This is a genomic window from Streptomyces sp. NPDC088254, assembly GCF_044740925.1.
Lineage (GTDB): Bacteria > Actinomycetota > Actinomycetes > Streptomycetales > Streptomycetaceae > Streptomyces.
In genome coordinates, this window is the sequence record NZ_JBIURQ010000008.1 from 1 (window position 1) to 20564 (window position 20564).

Here is a 20564-nt window from a genome sequence, read left to right on the forward strand (position 1 = left end):
TTTTGGCACGCTGTTGAGTTCTCAAGGAACGGACGCTTCCTTTGTACTCACCCGAGAGACTCTCTCAGGCTTTCCTCCGGGCGCTTCCCTTCGGTGTTTCCGACTCTATCAGGGTTTTTCCGGCCCCCTGACCACTCTCCCGCAGGCATGCGGAAGATGATCCGAAGTATGGATCCCACTGACAAGTTGGATGCCGCCCGGTCGAGCGCGCTCGTCGGCGTCGCTCACCCCCAGGCAGGTCTACGACTGTACAGCGGGCGGCGGAGCGGGGGCAAATCCCGTAGGCTACTGGTCTAGACCACCGTCCCACTGTCATGCGGAACCGGTAGTTCATGTGACATACCCTGCTGGACAGTGCGCCGTCCGGGTCTGGCAATGACGGCCCCTGTACATCTCCATCCCTGGGAGGCTTCCCATGACCACCGTGACGTCCCCTCTGGCAGGACGCGCCATCGGACTGGCGTCGGTGCCGGATCCGGTCTTCTCCGGGGCCATGGTCGGCCCGGGGACGGCGATCGACCCGGTGCGCGAGCCTTCCGAGGCTGTCGCACCCGTGGACGGCGTCATCGTCTCCCTTCACCCGCACGCCTTCGTCGTGGTCGACACCGACGGGCACGGTGTGCTCACCCACCTCGGCATTGACACCGTGCAGCTCAACGGCGAGGGCTTCGAACTCCTTGTGAACAAGGGGGACACCGTGACCCGTGGGCAGGGCATCGTGCGCTGGAACCCGGCCGCGGTCGAGGAGGCCGGCAAGTCGGCGGTGTGCCCGGTCGTGGCGCTCGAAGCCACGGCGGGCTCGCTGGCCGAGCTCCGTGAGGACGGCGACGTGAAGACGGGCGACGTCCTCTTCTCCTGGCACTGACGCCGGCTCCCGGCACTGACGCCGAGGCCGTCCCCATGACGGCGCCGGCCACGTAGGACAACCATCGCGGCGGGACCCGCCGCACTATCGGAGACGGGTGAGATGGAGACAACGCTGCGAGGCGTCGGCGTGAGCCACGGTGTGGCCATCGGCGAGGTACGGCACATGGGAACGGCGGTGCTCGAGCCGCCTGCCAAGCAGATCCCCTCGGAGGACGCGGAGCGCGAACAGGGGCGTGCCCGCAAGGCCGTGGAGGCGGTGGCCGCCGATCTCATCGCGCGCGGCAACCTGGCCGGCGGTGAGGCCCAGGCCGTGCTCGAGGCGCAGGCGATGATGGCTCAGGATCCCGAGCTGATGGCGGACGTGGACCGGCGCGTCGCCGTCGGCAGCACCGCCGAGCGTGCCGTCTACGACGCGTTCGCCGCCTATCGGGAGCTGCTCGCCGGCGCCGGGGAGTACCTCGCCGGGCGGGTGGCCGACCTGGATGACGTGCGGAACCGTATCGTCGCCCGGTTGCTGGGCGTGCCGATGCCGGGCGTCCCGGACAGCGACGAGCCGTATGTCCTGGTCGCCCGGGACCTGGCGCCGGCGGACACCGCTCTGCTGGACCCGACGCTGGTGCTCGGCTTCGTCACCGAGGAGGGCGGGCCGACCAGCCACAGCGCCATCTTGGCCCGTGCCCTCGGGGTGCCGGCCGTGGTGGCGCTGCCCGGGGCCGGTGAGCTGGCCGAGGGGACGATGATCGCCGTCGACGGCAGCACGGGTGAGATCTTCGTGAACCCGAGCGCGGAGAATAAGGCGCGACTGGAGGCCGCGGCGGCGGAGCGCAAGGCCGCGCTCGCGGCGTCGACGGGCCCGGGCGCGACCGCGGACGGTCACAAGGTGCCGCTGCTGGCGAACGTCGGTGGGCCGGCGGACGTGCCGGCCGCCGTCGAGGCGGGTGCGGAGGGTGTGGGTCTGTTCCGCACCGAGTTCCTGTTCCTGGACGACAGCAAGAACGCGCCGTCCGAGGAGAAGCAGGTCGAGGCCTACCGGCAGGTGCTGGAGGCGTTCCCTGAGGGCCGGGTCGTCGTGCGCGTGCTGGACGCGGGTGCGGACAAACCACTGGACTTCCTGACTCCGTCGGACGAGCCGAACCCGGCGCTGGGCGTGCGGGGCCTGCGTGCGCTGCTGGACCACCCGGAGGTGCTGCGGACGCAGCTGACGGCGCTGGCGAAGGCTGCCGAGGGGCTGCCCGTCTACCTCGAGGTGATGGCTCCCATGGTGGCGGACCGTGCTGACGCCAAGGCGTTCGCGGACGCGTGCCGTGAGGCGGGGCTGCGGGCGAAGTTCGGCGCGATGGTGGAGATTCCGTCGGCCGCGCTGCGGGCGCGTTCGATTCTGCAGGAGGTCGAGTTCCTGTCGCTCGGGACGAACGACCTCGCGCAGTACACGTTCGCCGCGGACCGGCAGGTGGGTGCGGTCTCCCGGCTGCAGGATCCGTGGCAGCCCGCGCTGCTCGACCTGGTGGCGCTTTCAGCTGAGGCGGCCAGGGCCGAGGGCAAGAGCTGTGGTGTCTGCGGTGAGGCCGCGTCGGATCCGCTGCTGGCCTGTGTGCTGACCGGTCTGGGTGTCACCTCCCTGTCCATGGGGGCGGCGTCGATTCCGTATGTGCGGGCGACGCTGGCGAAGTACACGGTGGCGCAGTGCGAGCGGGCCGCGTCGGCGGCCCGGGCGGCGGACAGTGCCGAGGAGGCGCGCGCCGCCGCGCAGGCCGTGCTGTCCGGCGAGTAGCAGGCAGGGCCGTCGGTGAGGAGGGGCGCTCCGCCTTCGGGGGGAGCGCCCCTGCTGTGTCTCAGTGGTGGTGGTCCGGCGTCGGTCCTTGCCGTCCGGTGTCTTCGTGGTCGCCGAGGTCGGGCGGTGCGCAGTAGTCGACGCCCGACTCGGGTGCGATGAGGTCGCCGGACTCGGCGTCGGTGCAGTAGGCGTCGAAGACCTCGCCGGCGGTCAGGGGCTGGAGTCCGTTGTCGCGCATGCGCCAGCCGTAGACGCGGTCGGGGGCGCCTGGGACGGTGGTGCGCATGACGAGGCCGCCGGGGCTGCGGGTGGCGAGGCCGACGGCGAGGACGGTGGTGAATTCGAGGGCTTCCGCGTCGTCGAGCGGGGTGGAGCCCTGCGTCGTCCGGTCGGCGTGGAGTGCGGCGACGAGGGTTTCGGGTGTCCCGGTGACGCTGCAGACGAGGTGCCGGTCGCCCGGCGGCGCGCTGTCGAGGATGCGGGCGAGCAGGTCGGAGGCCCGTTGGAAGGCCGTCCGGCCGAGGTCCTCGCCGCAGGTGGCGCAGGTTCCGAGGCGGGCCAGGAGGGTTGCCGCGTACTCCCAGGTCGCCTGGCGGACGGCTTCGTCGACAAGGGCGGGGACGAGGTCGGCGAGGGGCTGGCCCTCGTACGGGAGGGTGGGCCCGGTGGTGGCGAGTTCCGCGGTGAAGAGGCCGCGGTGGGCCGGGACGTCGGGGTCCAGGCCCTGGATGGCGCAGAACTCGGCGTACTCCTGGGGGTCGAAGAGGGCGACGGTCGTGTGGATGCCTTGGAGGGCGCGGGTTTTGAGGAGGGACTCCACTTCTCGTAGGTAGGTGACGTGGTCGTCGAAGGTGAAGCTGCGGTAGTGCCGCATGGCGTGGAAGTCGTGGTCGTCGGTGAGCAGGCCGATGGTGCCGGCGATCTCGCGGCGCAGGACGCGTCGCATGGTCTGGCGGTCGGTGTGTGCCATGGTTCCCCCTGTTGTGCACAGTCGATCGATGCTCACTCACAGTAATCGACGGTACTGACAACGGGTCCTGCGCCGGGGGCGCGGGGGTCAGGCGCGCTTGCGGGCGAGGTCCTCGTAGAAGTGCAGCAGGTCGAGGTTGTCGATGGATCCGGGGTTGACCGCCTTGTCGAGCGGGGTGCCTTGGAGGAGGCGCTTGACCGGGACCTCGATGCGCTTTCCGGTGAGGGTGTGCGGGATGCCGGGGACCTCGATGATCTCGTCGGGGATGTGGCGTGGGGAGAGCTGTTCGCGGATGGTCCGCTTGACGCGGTCGAGCAGGGCGTCGTCGAGGACGGCGCCGGGGGTTAGGTGGACGAAGAGGGGCATCCAGTAGCCGCCGTCGGGTTGTTCGATGCCGATGACCAGGGATTCCTTGATCTCGGGGAGTCGTTCGACGGCTTCGTAGATGTCGGCGGAGCCCATGCGGACGCCCTGGCGGTTGAGGGTGGAGTCGGAACGGCCGTGGATGACGACGGAGCCGCGTGAGGTGAGGGTGATCCAGTCGCCGTGGCGCCATACGCCGGGGTAGGTGTCGAAGTAGCTGTCGTGGTAGCGGCTGCCGTCGGGGTCGTTCCAGAAGCGGACGGGCATGGACGGCATGGGGTTGGTGACGACGAGTTCGCCGACCTCGTCGACGAGGGGCCGGCCGGCGGGGTCCCAGGACTGGAGGTCGGTGCCGAGGCCGGGTGCCTGGAGTTCGCCGGTGTGGACGGGGAGGGTGGGGACGGCTCCGGCGAAGCAGGAGCACACGTCCGTGCCGCCGCTGACGGAGGCGATCCAGAGGTCGGCCCGGACCTCGTCGTGGAGCCAGCGGAAGCCGTCGGGCGGGAGGGGGGAGCCGGTGGTGGCGACGCAGCGGACGGTGGAGAGGTCGAAGTCGCGGGCGGGGTGGACTCCGGCTTTGCGGCAGGCCATGACGTAGGCGGCGGAGGTGCCGTAGAGGGTGGCGCGTGTGCGTTCGGCGATGCGCCACTGGGCGGCGGTGTCGGGGTGGCCGGGGCTGCCGTCGTAGAGGACGACGGTGGTGCCGGTCAGGAGGCCGGAGACGAGGAAGTTCCACATCATCCAGCCGGTGGAGGTGTACCAGAAGAAGCGGTCCTCGGGGCCGAGGTCGCAGTGCAGGCCGAGTTGCTTGAGGTGTTCGACGAGGATGCCGCCCTGGGACTGGACGATGGCCTTGGGCAGGCCGGTGGTGCCGGAGGAGTAGAGGACCCACAGGGGGTGGTCGAAGGGCACCTGTTCGAAGACGGGTTCCGTGTCCCCGGCGGTCAGGGCCGACCACTCCAGAGCTCCTTCGGGCGCGTCGGTGCCGAGGAGGGGGATGTGGACGACGGCGCGCAGGGTGGGCAGTTCGCGGCGGAGTTCGGCGACGGTGTCGCGGCGGTCGTGCTCCTTGCCGCCGTAGCGGTAGCCGTCGACGGTGAACAGGACGACGGGTTCGACCTGCTGGAAGCGGTCGAGGACGCTGCGGGCGCCGAAGTCGGGGGCGCAGGAGGTCCAGACGGCGCCGACGGCCGCCGTGGCGAGGAGAGCGACGACGGCTTGCGGGATGTTGGGGAGGTAGCCGCTGATCCGGTCGCCGGGGCGGACGCCGAGGGCGCGCAGTTCGGCGGCGAGGGAGCCGACCTGGCGGCGCAGCTCGGACCAGGTCACCGGGCGGGGTTCGTGGGTCTCGTCGACATGAAGGAGGGCGGGTTCGTCCGCTCGGGTGGCGCTCGCGCGCAGGGCGTGCTCGGCGTAGTTGAGGGTCGCTCCGGGGAACCACTGGGCGCCGGGCATGGCGCGGTCGCCGAGCACGCGCGTGTACGGGGTGGAGAAACGGACGTCGAACCACTGGGTGACTGCTTCCCAGAAGGTCTCCAGCTCGTCCACGGACCAGCGGTGCAGGGCCGGGTAGCCGCCTTCGGACGGGGCTCCGTGGTGCTCGGCGGCCCAGGCCTGGAAGCGGGTGACCTGTGCTTCGTCGATGCGCTGCGGATCGGGCCGCCAGAGCGGCTCGGGGTTCACGGTCGGCATGGGGCGGCTCCCGGGACTGTGTGCGCGTCGTGTGCGTCGACCGCGCACGGGCTGGGGTGTGCGCGTGACGCGGGCTGACACGGACGATGCCATGTGATCGACTTCTGCACCAGGGTGTGCCCCACACAGTCCCGGTCATGAACATGTGCTCTGAGCACGGGTGAACGGCAGTTGAACGCGGCTCGTGCGTGGGGCGGTCAGTGACAGGGTGAGCAGCATGAACGGTCGTGACCTGGTGCGTTCGATGAAGGCGGTCGGTTCCGTGGGGGCGGCCCACGGGTTGGCCGCCGTGCGGGCTGCGTTGCGCAGGCGGCGCGCCGACGCGGACGGGTTGCCGACACGGGGCGCCGAGCGGGCGCGGGTGCCCGGGCAGGTGGTGGAGGCGGTGCCGGGGCCGGGCGGTGGGACGATCCGGTTCAGCCGCTCGGAGCTGCGGATTCATGTGGCGGTGAACGGGGCCGTGTTCTGGGGCTGGGACGGGGCAGGTCCGGAGCCGTCGTACGCGCTGGCCGGGGGGTGCCCGCAGGCCGATCCCCGGGCGGAGCTGGAGCCGGACAAGGACGGCGGCTGGCGGGTCGTGGCCGAACGGGTGACGGTCGTGGTGTCGCGGCACGGGGCGGTGGAGGTGTGCACGCCGGGTGGGGTGACGTTGCGGCGTGATCTGCCGCCGCGCTGGTGGGAGCCGGTGGACGGCGGGACGGGGCGCTGGATGCAGCGGTCGGAGGTGGCGGCGGACGCGCGGTTCTTCGGGCTGGGCGGCCGGGCGTCCGGGCCGCGTCTGCGTGAGGGCACGTACCGGCTGTGGAACACCGACCCCGGTCGCGCGTTCGAACGCGGGCAGGATCCGCTGCACGTCACGATGCCGGTGCAGTTGGTGGTGGCGGACGCGGCGTGCCATCTGGCGTTCCACGACTCGTCGTGGGACGGCACGGTGGTGCTGCGGGAGGGCGCGGAGGGGGCCGGTTCTGGGCATGACCGGCCCGGGGTGTGCGAGTTGCGGATGGACGGCGGGCCGTTGCGCTGCTGGGTGATGGTGGGCACTCCCGCGCGCGTGCTGCTCGCCTGGGCCTCGCTCACGGGGGCGCCTGCGGTGCCGCCGGCCTGGGCGTTCGGGCACCATCACATGACGCCGGGTTCGGGCGGCGAGCAGGAGGTGCGGCGGGTGGCGGCGGGTCATGTGGAGCACCGGCTGCCGCTCGACGCGGTCCACCTGGGTGTGGGCCACCTCGACGGGCGGCGGATGTTCACGGTCGACGAGGAGCGTTTCCCCAAGCTGCCGGTGCTCGCCGAGGAGCTGCGCCGGGACGGGATCCGTCTGGTGTCGGTGGTCGGTCCCGCGGTGCAGGCGGCGGCGGGCGACGCCGTCCATGACGGGGGTGCGGCTGCGGACGCGTTCGTGCGGGACGCCTCGGGGCGAGTCGTCGAGGGGGTGGCGTCGCCGGGTGAGGCGGTGTTCCCGGACTTCACGCACGCGCGTGTGCGTGAGTGGTGGGGCGGGCTGTACGCGGAGCGGCTGGCGCGCGGGTTCGCCGGGTTCTGGCACGACATGAACGAGCCGACGTCGTTGACCGCGTTCGGGGAGTCGACATTGCCGCGGTCGGCTCGGCATGCCCTGGAGGGGCGGGGCGGCGACCATCGGGAGGCGCACAACGTCTACGGCCTGTGCATGGCCCGGGCAGGCTACGAGGGGCTGCGGGCGCTGCTGCCCGAGGAGCGGCCGTTGGTCGTCTCACGGTCGGGCTGGGTGGGCCTGCAGCGCTACGGGGGCGTCTGGTGCGGGGGCGTCGCCGGCAGCTGGGCGGGGCTGCGGGCGTCGCTGTCGCTGGTCATGGGGCTCGGGTTGTGCGGGGTGCCGTACGCGGGGTCCGATGTGGGCGGTGTCGAGGGGACTGCGTCCGCGGAGCTGTATCTGCGGTGGTTGCAACTGGGCGCGTACCTGCCTCTGTTGCGTACCCGTGCGGGCGGCCGTCCGGCCGGGGGTGAGGCGTGGGAGTTCGGCGCGGAGGTGCTGGAGGACGCGCGTGTGGTGCTCGCGGAGCGGCGCCGGCTGCTGCCGTACTTCGTGACGCTGGCGCATCTGGCGCGGCGTACGGGGGCGCCCTGTGTGCGTCCCCTGTGGTGGGGGGCGCCCGAGGACCGGGCGCTGCGGGACTGTGAGGACGCGTTCTTGCTGGGCGACTCCCTGCTGGTGGCTCCGGTGCTCGATCCGGGTGTGGAGCGGCGGGCGGTGCGGCTGCCGCGCGGGCTCTGGTACGACACGGCGACCGGGACGGCTCACACGGGACCGGGGCGGGTGGTGGTGGACGCTCCTGTCGGGCGCGTGCCGGTGTTCGCGCGCGCGGGGGCCGTCATACCGGTGCGTGGGGAGGACGGGGGGACGGAGCTGGAGGTGTGGGCGCCGGCCCGGGGACGGACGGGCGGCGGTCTGGTGGTGCGGGATGCGGGCGACGGCTGGGAGGCGCCCGAGATCGAGCGGTACGTCGCCCGCTGGGAGGACGGTCGGGGGGTCGTGGTGGAGCGGGAGGGCCGGGCAGGCGGGGACGGCATGTGCGAGCCGTCCCACCCGGTACGCGTGCGTGGGCTGGCCTGAGGCGCTCCTTGCGGCGCCCTAGATGTAGCGGCCCTCGAAGAACGCGCGTGCCGCCAGGGTGTGCAGGGGGAAGGACAGTTCCTCCGGGCCGCGCAGGAGGTGCCAGCCGGCTGTCTCGTCGGTGGCGGCCGGTGTGGGGAGGCGGTCCGCGGGGCGTTCCGGCAGCAGGCCGAAAAGCAGGAGGTGACCGTCGGGTGAGCTCATGGCGTCGGCGAGGCGCACGTCGCGGCTCTCGGCTTCGATGCCCGTCTCCTCCCTGAGTTCCCGGACGACCGCGTGCTTCCAGTCCTCGCGGTCGTCGATGTAACCGCCGGGCAGGGCGGTGCCGCCGTCGGCGGGGGCGATGGTTCGGGTGACGACGACGAGGGCGGTGCCCTTGGTGTCGTACACGGGCTGGAGGGCGACGGCGACCGGCAGGGGGTTGCGGTAGGCCACGCGAGTGCAGGCCTGGCAGGTGCGGGGCCAGCCGGTGACGCCTTCCCCGTAGGGCGCTCCACAGCTCGAACAGTGGGAGTCACGCGGGGAGTTGGAACTGGAGTGCTGAGTTTCGGACACGCGGCGGACTGTATCCGATCGGGGGACGCCGTCGCGCGCGGGTGACGCCGGCGGCGGTCTCGGCGCACCGGCGGACAGGCCCCCGGGGCGGGGCTGTCCGTTCCCGGTCCGCCGTGCCACACTTCTGACGTTCCATCAGATTACCTACCCGCAGGGGGTGTTGTGGCACGCAGGCGCATACCTGTGGTCGCCGGGTGGTTCACCGGGGAGGGCGAGGACTTCGCGCTCCTGGGAACGCGGTGCTCGGCGTGCGGCTCGGTGTTCTTCCCGCGCGAGGACACGTTCTGCCGCAATCCCGGCTGCTCGGGCGGGGAGCTGAGGGAGGTTCCGCTGTCGCGGAGGGGGCGCGTCTGGTCGTACACGGACAGCCGCTACCGGCCTCCGTCACCCTATGTGAGCGATCCGGAACTTCCGTGGGAGCCGTACGCGTTGATCGCTGTGGAGCTGGAGTCCGAGCGGATGGTGGTGCTGGGACAGGCGGCTCCCGGGGTCACCGTCGCCGATCTGGCGGTGGGCGCGGAGGTGGAGGTCGTCCCCGGCGTGCTCGGGGAGGACGACGGGACGACCTGGACGACGTGGCAGTGGCGGCCCACGGGGGTGAGGGAATGACCGAAGACGTGGCCGTGCTCGGCGTGGGCATGCACCCCTGGGGCAAATGGGGCCGCGGCTTCGTCGAGTACGGAGTGGCGGCGGCCCGCGCGGCGCTCGCCGACGCAGGTCTGGACTGGCGGGACGTCGACGCCGTCGTCGGCGCGGACACGGTGCGCGGCGGCTATCCGGGGTATGTGGCGGGCGCGACGTTCGCCAGGGCTCTGGGCTGGCAGGGAGCCAGGGTCACCAGCGTGTACGCGGCGTGCGCGTCGGGGGCGCAGGCGATCGACGCGGCGCGGACGCGGATCCTCGCGGGGCTGGCGGACACGGTGCTCGTGGTGGGGGCCGACGCCGCGCCCAAGGGGTTCTTCCGTCCGGCCGGAGGGGACCGGCCGGACGATCCCGACTGGCTGCGGTTCCGTGTGCTCGGCGCGACCAATCCGGCGTATTTCGGGCTGTACGCGCGCCGGCGGATGGCGGTGCACGGGGACACGCCCGAGGACTTCGCCCAGGTCAAGGTGAAGAACGCCGCCATGGGGGCGCTGAATCCGAACGCGCGCTACCGCAAGCGGGTCACCGCGGAGGAGGTCGCCGCCTCGGCGGTGGTGGCCGATCCACTGCGGCTGCTGGACATCTGCGCGACCTCGGACGGCGGTGCGGCCCTGGTGCTGTCCGGCCTGGAGTTCGCCCGGCGGCACGGCTCGGCGGATCCGGTGCGGATACGGGCCGTGTCCACGGTGACGCCCCGGTACCCGAGCACGGTGCTCGACCTGCCGGACATCGCGACCGACTCGTCGGCGGCGGTGGACCCGGCCGGCGGGTCGTTCAGGGGGTCGATCGCGGCGGCCGCGTACGAGGAGGCGGGCGTCGGACCCGAGGACCTGTCACTGGCCGAGGTGTACGACCTGTCGACGGCCCTGGAGCTCCAGTGGTACGAGGACCTCGCGCTGTGCGGTGAGGGCGAGGGGGCCAAGTTGCTGCGGGAGGGCGTGACGGCGCCCGGCGGTCGCATACCGGTGAACCCGAGCGGGGGGCTCGCCTCCTTCGGGGAGGCGGTGCCGGCGCAGGCGATCGCCCAGGTCTGCGAGCTGACCTGGCAGTTGCGGGGCCAGGCGGGCGCTCGCCAGATCGACGGCGCGCGCGTGGGGATCACGGCGAACCAGGGTCTGTTCGGGCACGGGTCGGCGGTGGTCGCCGTACGGTGAGCGGCGGCGCCTCGAGGGCCGGGCGCCGCCGCGCGGACGCCGCCGGCTACGCGGTGGTGACGGGGCTGCGGCGGTCGGCGCCGTACTCCATGGCGTGCTGGACGACGCCCACCAGGATGTCCTTGACCGATTCCCGCTCGCGGGCGTCGCACAGCAGCACGGGCACGTCGTCCTCGAGGTCGAGGGCGCTGCGTACGTCCTCGACGGAGTGGCGGACGGTGCCCTCGAAGCAGTTGACGCCGACGATGAAGGGGATGTCACGGCGTTCGAAGTAGTCGACGGCGGCGAAGCAGTCCTCCAGGCGGCGGGTGTCGGCGAGCACGACGGCGCCGAGCGCGCCCTCGGAGAGCTCGTCCCACATGAACCAGAACCGCTCCTGTCCGGGGGTGCCGAACAGGTAGAGCACGAGGTCCTCGCGCAGGGTGATACGGCCGAAGTCCATGGCCACGGTGGTGGTGTGCTTGCGTTCCACGCCGGTGGTGTCGTCGACCGGGCGGCCGGCCTCGGTGAGGAACTCCTCCGTCCGCAGTGGTCTGATCTCGCTGACCGAGCCGACCAGCGTGGTCTTGCCCACGCCGAAGCCGCCGGCGACAAGGATCTTGAGCGTGACGGGCTCGACCGGGGGCCTGCCGCGCTCGGAGCGCCCGAGGATCATCGATTGCTTCTCCTGCTCGAGGGGTTCACAGTGCCCGGAGGCCGTTGATCACGTCGCGGAGGATGCCCTCGTCCGGCAGTTCGGCCGGGGGCACGGGGCGGTTCACATGGACGAGCTCCGCGTGCACGAGGTCGCCGACGAGGACCCGGACGACGCCGATGGGCAGGTCGAGTCCGGCGGCCAGCTCGGCCACGGACTGCGGCGCCTCCTGGCACAGTTCCACGATGTGCACATGCTCGGGGGACAGTGAAGGGTCGTCCTCCGCCTCGTCGGCGTGCGGCTCGGCGACGACGACCGCGATCAGGTCGAGGCGGTGCTGGACCGCGCTGGTCGTGCGCCCGCGCGTCATGGCGTACGGGCGGACGACCGGCCCGGCCTCGTCGTCGAACCAGCGGCTGCTTCCCTGACCGTCTGTGCTCATGCCGTCCCACTACCCGCCCGAGGACAGATCGGTGCGCGGAGCGGTCGCCAGATGTGCGCCGACCCGCTTCACCAGGAGCGTCATCTCGTACGCCACCAGTCCCACGTCGGAGTCGGCGTCCGCGAGGACGGCGAGGCAGCTGCCGTCGCCGGCGGCGGTGACGAACAGGAACGCCTCGTCGAGTTCGACGACGGTCTGGCGGACGCCGCCGGCGTCGAAGTGACGGCCGACGCCCTTGGCGAGGCTGTGAAAGCCGGAGGCGACGGCGGCCAGGTGTTCGCCGTCCTCCCGCGTCAGGTCCTTGGACACACCGGTCGCGAGGCCGTCGCCGGAGAGCACGACGGCCTTGCGGATGCTGCCGACGCGGTCGACGAGGTCGTCGAGGAGCCAGTTCAGTTCGCCGTTGCCGGTGGTGTGACCGGTCGCCTTCGGTGCGGTCATCGACCGTCCCCCTTTGTCGTTCCTCGTGGTGCCGTGCCGCTGTGGGCTTCGTCGCCCGCGGCGTTCTCTGCGCGGCCGCGCTGCCAGCCCCGCTGGAGCGAGGCCATACGGCTGCGTACCTCGTCGGCGTCCCGGTCCGCCGGGTCCGTCGTGCGGTCAGCGGTGCGGGGCGCCGGGCCCTGCCGCAGTTGCGGGGCCAGGCTGGCCTGCCGTACGCGGCGCGGCAGGGCTCCCTGGACGCCGACGGCGCCGCCGTCGGGCGCAGCGGTCTGCTGCCGGTCCCGCCGGGGAAGGGCGGGAGCCTGGGACGGTTCGTCGGCGGTACGGCCGGGGTGTTCGGCCGGGCCGGTGCTCCGGGGGATCTGGGGCGAGGCGCCTCGGCGGCGCGACGGCAGGGGGGCCGGGGCGTCGTCCTGCGGTCGCCGTGCGCCAGGCCCGCTCGGGAACTCCTCGACGGCGTCCGCGCGCCGGGAGCGCCGGCCGGTGACGGGGCGGCCGTGGGAGCTGACCAGCTTGGGCGTCCGGCGGTTCGGCAGGGACAGCGGGGCGACGGCGCCCTCGCCGGGGCCGGCCGGCTGCGGGCCGGGGGCGCCGCGGCGCTGGTCCGGTACCTCGGCGGCCGGTCCGTCCTCCGCTACCGGCAGGGAGCGGCGCGGGCCGAACAAGGCGCTGTGTTCCGCGTCGTTGCCCTCCAGGCGGATCGGGAAGCCGTGGAGGGTGTCCAGGTCGACGGGCGCTTCCAGTTCGACGGGGCCGTCCAGCAGTGCGTCGGGCACGCCCGGCAGTTGGACCGGGGTCCGCGACAGCGCGGCCCGGCGGGCGTCCGCGGGTTCGGCCTCCTTGGCGGGGCGGGGGCGGTCGAGGCGGAAGCCGATGCCGTTGGTGTCGGGGACGTCGTCGGTGAGCAGCGCGTCAGGGATGAAGATCACGGCGGTCGTGCCGCCGTACGGGGAGGGCTGGAGGGAGACCCGGACGTTCTGCCGCTGGGCGAGCCGGCTGACGACGAACAGGCCGAGCCGGTCGGTGTCGGAGAGTTCGAACTCGGGGGTCTCGGCGAGCCGGAGGTTGGCCTCCAGGAGCGCTTCGGGCGCCATGCCGAGGCCCCGGTCGTGGATCTCCAGGGTGAATCCGTTGGCCACCCGGTCGCCCATGACCTGCACGGCGGTGTGCGGCGGGGAGAAGACCGTGGCGTTCTCCAGCAGTTCGGCCACGAGGTGGGTGAGGTCGGCGACGGCCGGGCCGGTCACGGCGACGCGCGGCAGCCGGCGGACCTCGATGCGTTCGTAGTCCTCCACCTCGGCGACGGCGGCGCGCACGATGTCCATGAGCTGGATGGGCTTGCGCCACTGTCGTGAGGGTGCGGCGCCGGAGAGGATCACCAGGCCCTCGGCGTGCCGACGCATCCGGGTGGTGAGGTGGTCGAGGCGGAAGAGGTCGGCGAGTTCCTCGGTGTCCTCGGTGCGGCGCTCCATGGTGTCGAGCAGGGTGAGCTGCTTGTGCAGCAGGACCTGGCTGCGGCGGGCGAGGTTGACGAACACCTCGGAGACGCCGGCGCGCAGTTCCGCCTGCTTGACGGCGGCCTCGACGGCGGCGCGCTGAAGGGTGTTGAGGGCCTGGCCGACCTCGCCGATCTCGTTCTTGTCGTATTCGAGGTGCGGGACCTCGGTCTCGACGTCGACCTGCTCGCCGGCGGAGAGGCGGCGCATCACGCTGGGCAGGCGCACGCCGGACGCGTCGTGCGCGTCCAGCCGCAGTTGGCGCAGGTCGCGGATGTGGCCACGACCGATGCGCACCGACAGGTAGAGGGAGAGCAGCAGGGCGATCAGGCCGAAGACGCCGGCGATGACGGCCTTGACGATGACCCCGGTCGCCACGGGGCGGACGCGGTCCTGGTACCGGTCGCTGGCCTGCTCGTCGAGGGTGCCGAGTTCGTCGAGGACGCCCGCGGCGGCGGTGTCCCAGCTCTTGGCGGTGACGCCGCGCGGCATCTCGCCCGGCGTGGCGGAGACGACGGCCTGCTCGGCGGAACGCAGGGGCGCGGTGGTGGCGTTCTTCCAGAAGCTGTCGTATCGGGCGTGTTCCGCGGCGGGCAGCTGGGCGAGGCTGATGTCGTAGAGGATGTCGCGCTGGGCCTCGAGGTCGGAGACGGCGCGGATCTCCTGGCGGCTGAGCCGGCCGACGACCAGCGCGGAGCCGAGCAGGGCGTCCTCGCGGGAGAGCAGTTCGCGGGCGCGGGCGACGCTGACGAGGGCCCGGTACTGCTTGTCCATCTCCACGCTGTCGACCACGTCGAGCTTGGCCAGCAGCGCGTAGCAGGGGTCGATCAGGCGGTTGTAGAGGTCCAGGGCCTGAGCGCGGGTGAGGCTGCCCTCCTCGACGCTGCGGCGCAGGGATGCCATGCCGTCGAAGGCGTCGAGCACCGCGGTCAGGCCGTCGCCGTCGTCCTGGTCGAGGACGTCGCGCACCCCGTCGTCCTCGGCGTTGGAGCGGATCTCGGCGAGGGCCTGGTCGGTGGCGTTGCGGGTGCGCCGGAGCGCCGAGAGCGCGTCGGAGGCGCGGGGGTCGGCCAGGTAGACGAGGGTCTGGCGGCGTTCCTGCTGGACGTAGCGGACGGTGTCCTCGATCGGGTAGCCGACCTTCTCCACGACGTGCGACACGGTGAACAGGCGGCTCGCCTCACGTCCCGTCAGCACCGTGGCGAAGCCCCAGATCGCCGTCAGGGAGAGCAGCGGCACGAGGAGCAGCGCCACGATCTTCCGGCGGATGGACTTCCCGCGAAAGCGCATGGCCTCCCCCAGCTCGGACCCCCACCGGTCCGGTCAGGGGGTTCGCTCGTGCGTCAACAAACGGCGCGAGCCTACTACCGACACACAGTTAACTCGAAGAGGTGTCCGGAACCTGAACGTCCGTATCGACGGCGAGGCGTGACGGGTTGTCCTGGTATCACAGGGGTTGGGCGTCGACGGGCCCGGTGCCAGGCCGATGCGGGAACCAGCGGGCACGGCGGACGGGTTGGCCAGAATTTTTCCGAACCGAGGGAATCTTCGCCGCGTGTTCTTCGTCCTAATGATCAGGGGGCGGAACCGGCCACACGAGCCGCACGCCGTACCTGGGCGGCGTAAAAGAGCGCAAGCCGGGCAGCCAACTGGGGAGCCGGTCTTTTCGGGCCGGGGCAAGCTGTCTGCCGGCGGTGGGGAGTGACACGGTGATGGGCACGGCGGAGAGGCGCACGGCGATCGAGGACACGGCGCGGTCCGGTGCTTCTGTGCGGGCGGGGAGCGGCGGGGGGAGAGCGGACGGCGGTGGCGTGAGAGCCGAGCAGCGGGAGCGGCCCGTCCACCGGCCGTTGTGGGTCGAGGAACCGGCGCGTCGGCGTCGTCTTCCCGACCCGGTCCGTACGGCCGCCGTACGGGCGGTGATCATCATCGCTGTGACGCTGTTCCAGGCGATGGTCGCCTTCCTGTGCACCTTGGCCGGATCCTGGCTGGCCTTCCCCATGGTGATCAGCAGCGTGGTGAGCACGGTGGTGGCGACATGGGGCGCGCTTGACGTCTGGGTGACCCGGCAGGTGTGGATCCAGCGCTACGGCGTGGTGTCGGCGCCGAGCAGCACCGCGCGGGCGCTGCGCCAGGAGCGCCGGCGTGCGCGCCGACAGGCGCGGGCCGCCGCGCGCACCGAGCGGGGTCAGGAGCGGATACGTACGCGGCGCGGCGGGGCGGGACAATTGTCCCACCCCTGAGCCGCACCTGATCAGGCGGTGGCGGCGGGCCGCTTGTACATGCGGGTCGCGGTGATCTCGCTGCGCACCGCCTCCCCCGCCTGGGGCTGCTGGGGCAGGCCCGGGCGGAGGTGTTCCTCGACGCTGATGTACTTGAGTCCCGCCCTCAGGTCGGCGTCGTTGCGCAGCCTGATGACCAGCGGGAACTCCGCCAGCGCCGTCGTGTCGAACAGGCCGGTGGTGTAGAGCAGCTGGACGCCCAGGGCGTCGGAGACGGCTCGCTGGAGTTCCAGCAGATAGGTCGCGTTGGCGCGGCCGATGGGGTTGTCGAGGAACAGCGTGCCGGCGTGCCGGTGCTTGTCCCGGCCCCGGTCGTTCGACCGCAGCGCGGCCATCGTGCAGTACAGCGCGATCGCGGCGGTGAGCAGCTGGCCGCCGGAGAAGACGTCGCCCATCTGCCCGACGGGCACCCGCTCGGCCCGCAGCACGGCGTCCGGCTTGAGGATCTCGACGGCGACGCCCTTCGGCTGGAGCGCGGCGGCCACTCCCCGCAGCAGCAGGGACATGCCGTCGCGCCGCAGGTCGGAGTTCTTCTTCACGGCCGCGCGGGTCGCCTCGTCGATGACCTCGCCGAGCCGCTCGACGAGGGTGGCCTGGTCGGGCTCGTCGAAGCGGATGCGCAGGAACTCCTGGCCGGACCACTCGCCGAGCCCCTCGGGCAGCCGGGACAGCCGCTGGGCGGAGCGGAGCGTGGCGAGCGCCGACTCGACCAGACCCCGCAGTCGGTCCACGATGGAGTCGCGGTTGCGTTCCAGCTGCTCCAACTCGTCGGTGAGGACGCGCAGTCGGGGAGCGAACGCGTCGGCCCACTTCTTGGCGTGCTCCGGCAGTGCGGCGGCGGGCAGTTCGCGGATCTGCTGCCGGGCGGGGGTGCGGACCTGCTCGTAGCGGTTGGAGTTGGCGTGCCGGACGAGAATGTCGCTCGCCTCGCGCACGGCGGACTCCGCGGCCGAGAGGTCGGCGGCGCAGCCGCGCAGGGAGCGGCGGGTCTCGGCGGCGGAGTGACGGGCCTCCTCCAGGGTGCCCGGGTAGGGCTCCGGCGTCTGCTGGTCGTCCTCGGGGGTGTGCTCGCGCAGCAGGTCGCGCAGCATCGCGGCGATCTCGTCGAAGCCGCCTGCCGCGTCCTCGGCGGCCCGGTGGGCCTCCTGCAGCTCGGCGTGCGCCGCGCGGGCCTGGTCCAAAGCCTCGACGCGGGAGGAGAGTTCGGCGGTCGCGGTGCGCAGCAGCGCCTGGGCGTGCTCGGCGTCGCGCGGCTGGAGCTCCTCGGGCAGCTCGGTGTGGGCCTCGCCGTCCTCGGGGGCGAGCCGCTCGGCCTCGCCGCGCAGCCGTCCGAGCTGCTCGCTCGCGGTCGACATACGGGTCTCCAGAAGCTGCACCAGCTCCTCGGCGCGGGCGGCGGCGGCCTGACGGGACGGCCCGTCGGAACCGTCGGGCGACTGGAGCAGCTGCTCCGCGCGCGTGCGGACCTTGTTGCTCAGCCGGTCCAGTTCGGCGCGTGCGGCGCTCTCGTCGCTCTCCGCGCGGGCCTGCTCGGCGCGCAGGTCGGCACCGACGCCGACCTTCTCGTACAGCTGCGAGGCGGCCCGGTAGGCCTCGCGCAGGGCGGGCAGGGACGCCTTGGGCGTCCCGTCGGCGTCCTCCGGTACGTCGTCGGGGGCGCCGGCGATCTCGGAGCGCTCGGCGCGCAGCGCACGCGCGGTGCGGCGGGCGTCGTCGGCGGCGCGCTGGGCGGCGCGGCGGTCCTCGTCGGCGGCGCGGGCGCGCTCCAGGCACGTCTGGGCGCGGGCCTCGGACTCGGCGGCGTCGTCGGCGAGTTCACGCAGTTTGACCTGCCAGCCGGCGCGTTCGCGCAGCCGGAAGGCGAGTCCGGCGAGGGCGTCGGCGGCGCGTCGGGCCTTCTGCGCGGCTTCCTGGCGTTCGTCGCGGATCTGCGCGGCCTCGGCGGCGGCCTCCTCGGACTCCGCACGCGCGGTCCGCGCCTCGGCCAGCTCGGCTTCGGACTCCTCGGCGAACGCGCGCGCCTCTTCCGCGGCCCGCGCCAGTTCGGTGAGCCGTCCCGCCGGGCAGCCGGTGCGCCAGGAGGTGAGGCGTGCGGCGAGTTCGCGGTCCTTGCCGAGCCGGGCGGCGAGCCGGCGGATCTCCTCGTCGCGCTCGGTGGCCCGGGCGCGCAGCGCCTGCCGTTCCTCGTCGGCGGCGTGCTCGTCGTGCATGGCCGGGTTCGGCGGTACGAGGAACACGTCCTGGCGGCCGGTGTCGGCGTCGGGCGCGGGGGTGGGGGCGAGAAGGGCGGCGGCGGTGCCGACCGCGACGGCGGAGCGGGGCAGCAGGGCGGCGTCGCCGAGCGCCTCGCGCGCGCGGGCGTGCGAGGCGGGGTCGGTGATGATCACGCCGTCGACCAGTTCGGGCCGGGCGGCGAGCACACGCGCGTGGTCGGCGGGGTCGACGGCCTGGGCGAGGTAGCGCCAGCCGGGCAGGGCGGGGATGCCGTGCTCGCCGAGGAACTCCACGGTGGCCAGGACGTCGGGGCCGGGCGGCAGCAGTCCGCCGTCGCCGAGCGCGCCGAGGATGCGGGAGTCGTCGGCGGCGGCGGTGCGCAGGTCGAAGAGCTGGCGTTCGGCGGAGGAGACGGCGTCGTCGAGGAGTTCGCGCAGTTCGTCGGCGTAGCGGTCCAGGTCCTCGGGGGCGAGTCCGGTGCCGGCCTGCTCCTCGCCCGACCGCGGCTGCGGGACGGCGCGGCGTTCGGTGGCGCCGGTGACGCCCAGCAGTTCCGCGAGGCGTTCCTCGGCCGCCAGGGCCTCGGCGAGGCGGCGTTCGGCGTCGTGGGAGCGCTGGGCGGCGGTGGCGGCGTCGGCCGCGCGGGCCGCGGTCAGTTCGGCGCGGGACTCGGCGGAGGCGGCCTCGCGCGCGTGCTCGGCGGTCCTGCGGGCCTCCTCGCGGGCGGTGTCCCAGGCGGCGACGGTCGTCTTCTCGGCGTCGCTGGCGGCGAGGGCGGCGCGTGCGGGGTCGGCGTCGGGGGCGCTGTCGTCCAGCCAGCCGGCGCGCACGGCTTCGGCGGTCTCCTGCTCGACCTCGGTGAGGCGCTGGCGCAGGTGCCCGATCTCGCTGCGGGCGCGCTGGGCCTCGGTGGCGGCGGAGGTGGAGTCCCGGTAGGCGGTCTCGCCGGCTTCCTGGAGGGCGGCGGAGCGCTCCTCCTCCTCGTTGGCGAGGGTTTCGGCGCTCTCGGCGGCGGCGTGCAGGGCGCGGACCAGGTCGACGGCGGCGCGGGCGCGGGCGGCGAGGGCGGGGGCGGCGTCGCGTTCGGCCTCCTGGATCGCGGCGGACACGCGTGCGACGCGGTCGGCGGCGGCGCGGTGGCGCAGGACGGCCTCGGCGGCCTGCCAGGCGGAGTGCAGGGTGCGCGCGTCGGCGAGTTCGCGTTTCTGCGCGGCGGCGGACTTCTCGGCGCCGGCCAGCGCCAACGAGGCGTGCCGGTAGGCCAGTTGGGCGGCGATCAGGGCGCTGCGCTCGCGGGCGCCCTCGGAGTGCGTGACGGCGTAGGCGGCTGCGGTGACGCGCTGGGCGAGGTCGGCGGCGCGCGTCCGCTCCCGTACGCCCCGCGCGGACAGTCGCCGTGCCAGGGTGCGGGTGCGCCGTTCGGCGCCGGTGTGGACGTCACGCGCGCGTGTCCGCGTGTCGGCGGCTTCGACGATCCGCCCGAGGAGGTCCACCGAGCCGGCGGTGAAGTCCCGTTCGGCGATCAGTTCGGCGCGCCGGCCGAGTTTGTTGCCGAAGCCGCTGACGAGGTCGGCGAGACCGTCGGTGTCGCGGGTGTCGGTGACCGCCCGCAGCAGCAGGTCGGTGAAGTCGGAGTCCTTCTTGACCGCGAACAGGCCTGCGGCCTCGCCCTCGTCGGCGTTCATCTCCCGCTGGTAGCGGAAGAGTTCGGGGTCGAGGCCGAGGTCGCCGAGGTGTTCGATCCACCGGTCGTGGATCTCCTCCCAGTGCACCTCCAGGTGCGGGTACGCCTTGCCGGCGTCGGTGAGGGCGTCCCGGAACCCCTTCATGGTGCGTCGGCGTCCCTGCGCCCCCGACTGCCCCTCGACGGACGGGCGTACTGCGGTGGACTCGGCGACGGGCAGGTTGTCCAGGGTGAGTCCGGGGCCGGGCCGGAAGGAGTACCAGGCCTCCGCGAACTTGCGCGGGTCGTTGGACACCTGGCGGCCGCGCCACTCGCTCACCTTGCCGACGACGACGCACTCGCCGGTCAGCACGTGCTGCCACTCCAGCGCGACGTGCCCGCAGTCGTCGGCGAGCAGGAACTTGCGCAGCACGCCGGAGCTGGCGCCGCCGAGGGTGTTGCGGTGGCCCGGGAGCATCACCGAGAAGATCAGCTTGAGCAGGACGGACTTGCCGCCGCCGTTCTCCAGGAAGAGCACGCCGGCGGGTGCGGGCCGGCGGGGCGGCCCGACGGGCTCCTCCTCGAAGAACTCCGCCTGGGTCGGGGCGGGTTCGGGCACGACGTCGCCCACGCCCCTCAGGTCGAGCACGGTGTCGGCGTAGCGCGCACCTGCGGGCCCGATGGAGTAGAGGCGGACGCGGGACAGCTCGTACATGGCGGACTCTCGTAGGTCTTCGGCAGATCGGTGGGGGGGGCGGGCCACCGGGTTTCGGGGCCAGGGTGCT

At 73.1% G+C, this 20564-nt stretch carries 14 protein-coding genes; 6 read left to right on the forward strand and 8 right to left on the reverse strand.

The annotated features are described in order from the left end of the window. The first annotated feature begins 415 nt into the window (after positions 1-415). Together ACIOC0_RS22985 and ptsP are read left to right on the forward strand one after the other, a co-directional pair. On the forward strand, positions 416-865 hold the full coding sequence (locus ACIOC0_RS22985) for a PTS glucose transporter subunit IIA (RefSeq protein WP_402157167.1): 450 nt from the start codon (positions 416-418) through the stop codon (positions 863-865). Between the two features lie 102 nt (positions 866-967). After that, positions 968-2638, forward strand: a complete 1671-nt coding sequence (gene ptsP / locus ACIOC0_RS22990; protein ID WP_402157168.1) for a phosphoenolpyruvate--protein phosphotransferase — start codon at positions 968-970, stop codon at positions 2636-2638. Between the two features lie 61 nt (positions 2639-2699). Here the strand turns inward: ptsP and ACIOC0_RS22995 are convergent, their stop codons facing one another. Together ACIOC0_RS22995 and ACIOC0_RS23000 are read right to left on the reverse strand one after the other, a co-directional pair. Next, entirely contained in the window at positions 2700-3611 is a 912-nt protein-coding gene (locus ACIOC0_RS22995) for a hypothetical protein (RefSeq protein WP_402157170.1), read from the reverse strand. 87 nt (positions 3612-3698) lie between these two features. Next, positions 3699-5666: an acetoacetate--CoA ligase gene (locus tag ACIOC0_RS23000; protein ID WP_402157172.1), complete on the reverse strand. Its 1968-nt coding sequence runs from the start codon at positions 5664-5666 to the stop codon at positions 3699-3701. 217 nt (positions 5667-5883) lie between these two features. Here ACIOC0_RS23000 and ACIOC0_RS23005 point away from each other — a divergent pair, with 217 nt between their 5' ends. Further along, positions 5884-8256 carry a glycoside hydrolase family 31 protein gene (locus ACIOC0_RS23005; protein ID WP_402157174.1) on the forward strand — a complete coding sequence of 791 codons (2373 nt, stop codon included), beginning with the start codon at positions 5884-5886 and terminating at the stop codon, positions 8254-8256. An 18-nt stretch (positions 8257-8274) separates the two neighbouring features. On the opposite strand, the gene ACIOC0_RS23010 is transcribed toward ACIOC0_RS23005, so the two are convergent. Beyond that, positions 8275-8811, reverse strand: a complete 537-nt coding sequence (locus tag ACIOC0_RS23010; RefSeq protein WP_402157175.1) for an NUDIX domain-containing protein — start codon at positions 8809-8811, stop codon at positions 8275-8277. Positions 8812-8994: 183 nt separating this feature from the next. On the opposite strand from ACIOC0_RS23010, the gene ACIOC0_RS23015 reads away from it, so the two are divergent. Together ACIOC0_RS23015 and ACIOC0_RS23020 are read left to right on the forward strand one after the other, a co-directional pair. After that, positions 8995-9420 carry a Zn-ribbon domain-containing OB-fold protein gene (locus ACIOC0_RS23015; protein ID WP_402157657.1) on the forward strand — a complete coding sequence of 142 codons (426 nt, stop codon included), beginning with the start codon at positions 8995-8997 and terminating at the stop codon, positions 9418-9420. Further along, complete coding sequence (locus ACIOC0_RS23020; protein WP_402157177.1) at positions 9417-10607, forward strand: lipid-transfer protein; 1191 nt, start codon at positions 9417-9419, stop codon at positions 10605-10607. The genes ACIOC0_RS23015 and ACIOC0_RS23020 overlap by 4 nt, the downstream gene beginning before the upstream one ends. 46 nt (positions 10608-10653) lie before the next feature. Here the strand turns inward: ACIOC0_RS23020 and ACIOC0_RS23025 are convergent, their stop codons facing one another. The 4 genes from ACIOC0_RS23025 to ACIOC0_RS23040 are packed head-to-tail and all read right to left on the reverse strand — an operon-like array spanning position 10654 to position 14910. After that, a complete protein-coding gene (locus tag ACIOC0_RS23025; RefSeq protein WP_402157178.1) occupies positions 10654-11262 on the reverse strand; it encodes a GTP-binding protein in 609 nt (202 codons plus the stop codon). Between the two features lie 25 nt (positions 11263-11287). Further along, positions 11288-11683: a DUF742 domain-containing protein gene (locus ACIOC0_RS23030; protein WP_402157180.1), complete on the reverse strand. Its 396-nt coding sequence runs from the start codon at positions 11681-11683 to the stop codon at positions 11288-11290. Positions 11684-11692: 9 nt separating this feature from the next. Continuing rightward, complete coding sequence (locus tag ACIOC0_RS23035; protein ID WP_402157182.1) at positions 11693-12124, reverse strand: roadblock/LC7 domain-containing protein; 432 nt, start codon at positions 12122-12124, stop codon at positions 11693-11695. Further along, a complete protein-coding gene (locus ACIOC0_RS23040) occupies positions 12121-14910 on the reverse strand; it encodes a nitrate- and nitrite sensing domain-containing protein (RefSeq protein ID WP_402157184.1) in 2790 nt (929 codons plus the stop codon). The genes ACIOC0_RS23035 and ACIOC0_RS23040 overlap by 4 nt, the downstream gene beginning before the upstream one ends. Positions 14911-15332: 422 nt before the next feature. Here ACIOC0_RS23040 and ACIOC0_RS23045 point away from each other — a divergent pair, with 422 nt between their 5' ends. Next, entirely contained in the window at positions 15333-15863 is a 531-nt protein-coding gene (locus ACIOC0_RS23045) for a hypothetical protein (protein WP_402157186.1), read from the forward strand. A gap of 11 nt (positions 15864-15874) precedes the next feature. Here ACIOC0_RS23045 and ACIOC0_RS23050 read toward each other — a convergent pair whose 3' ends face one another. Then, on the reverse strand, positions 15875-20494 hold the full coding sequence (locus tag ACIOC0_RS23050) for a hypothetical protein (protein WP_402157187.1): 4620 nt from the start codon (positions 20492-20494) through the stop codon (positions 15875-15877). Positions 20495-20564: the final 70 nt, after the last annotated feature.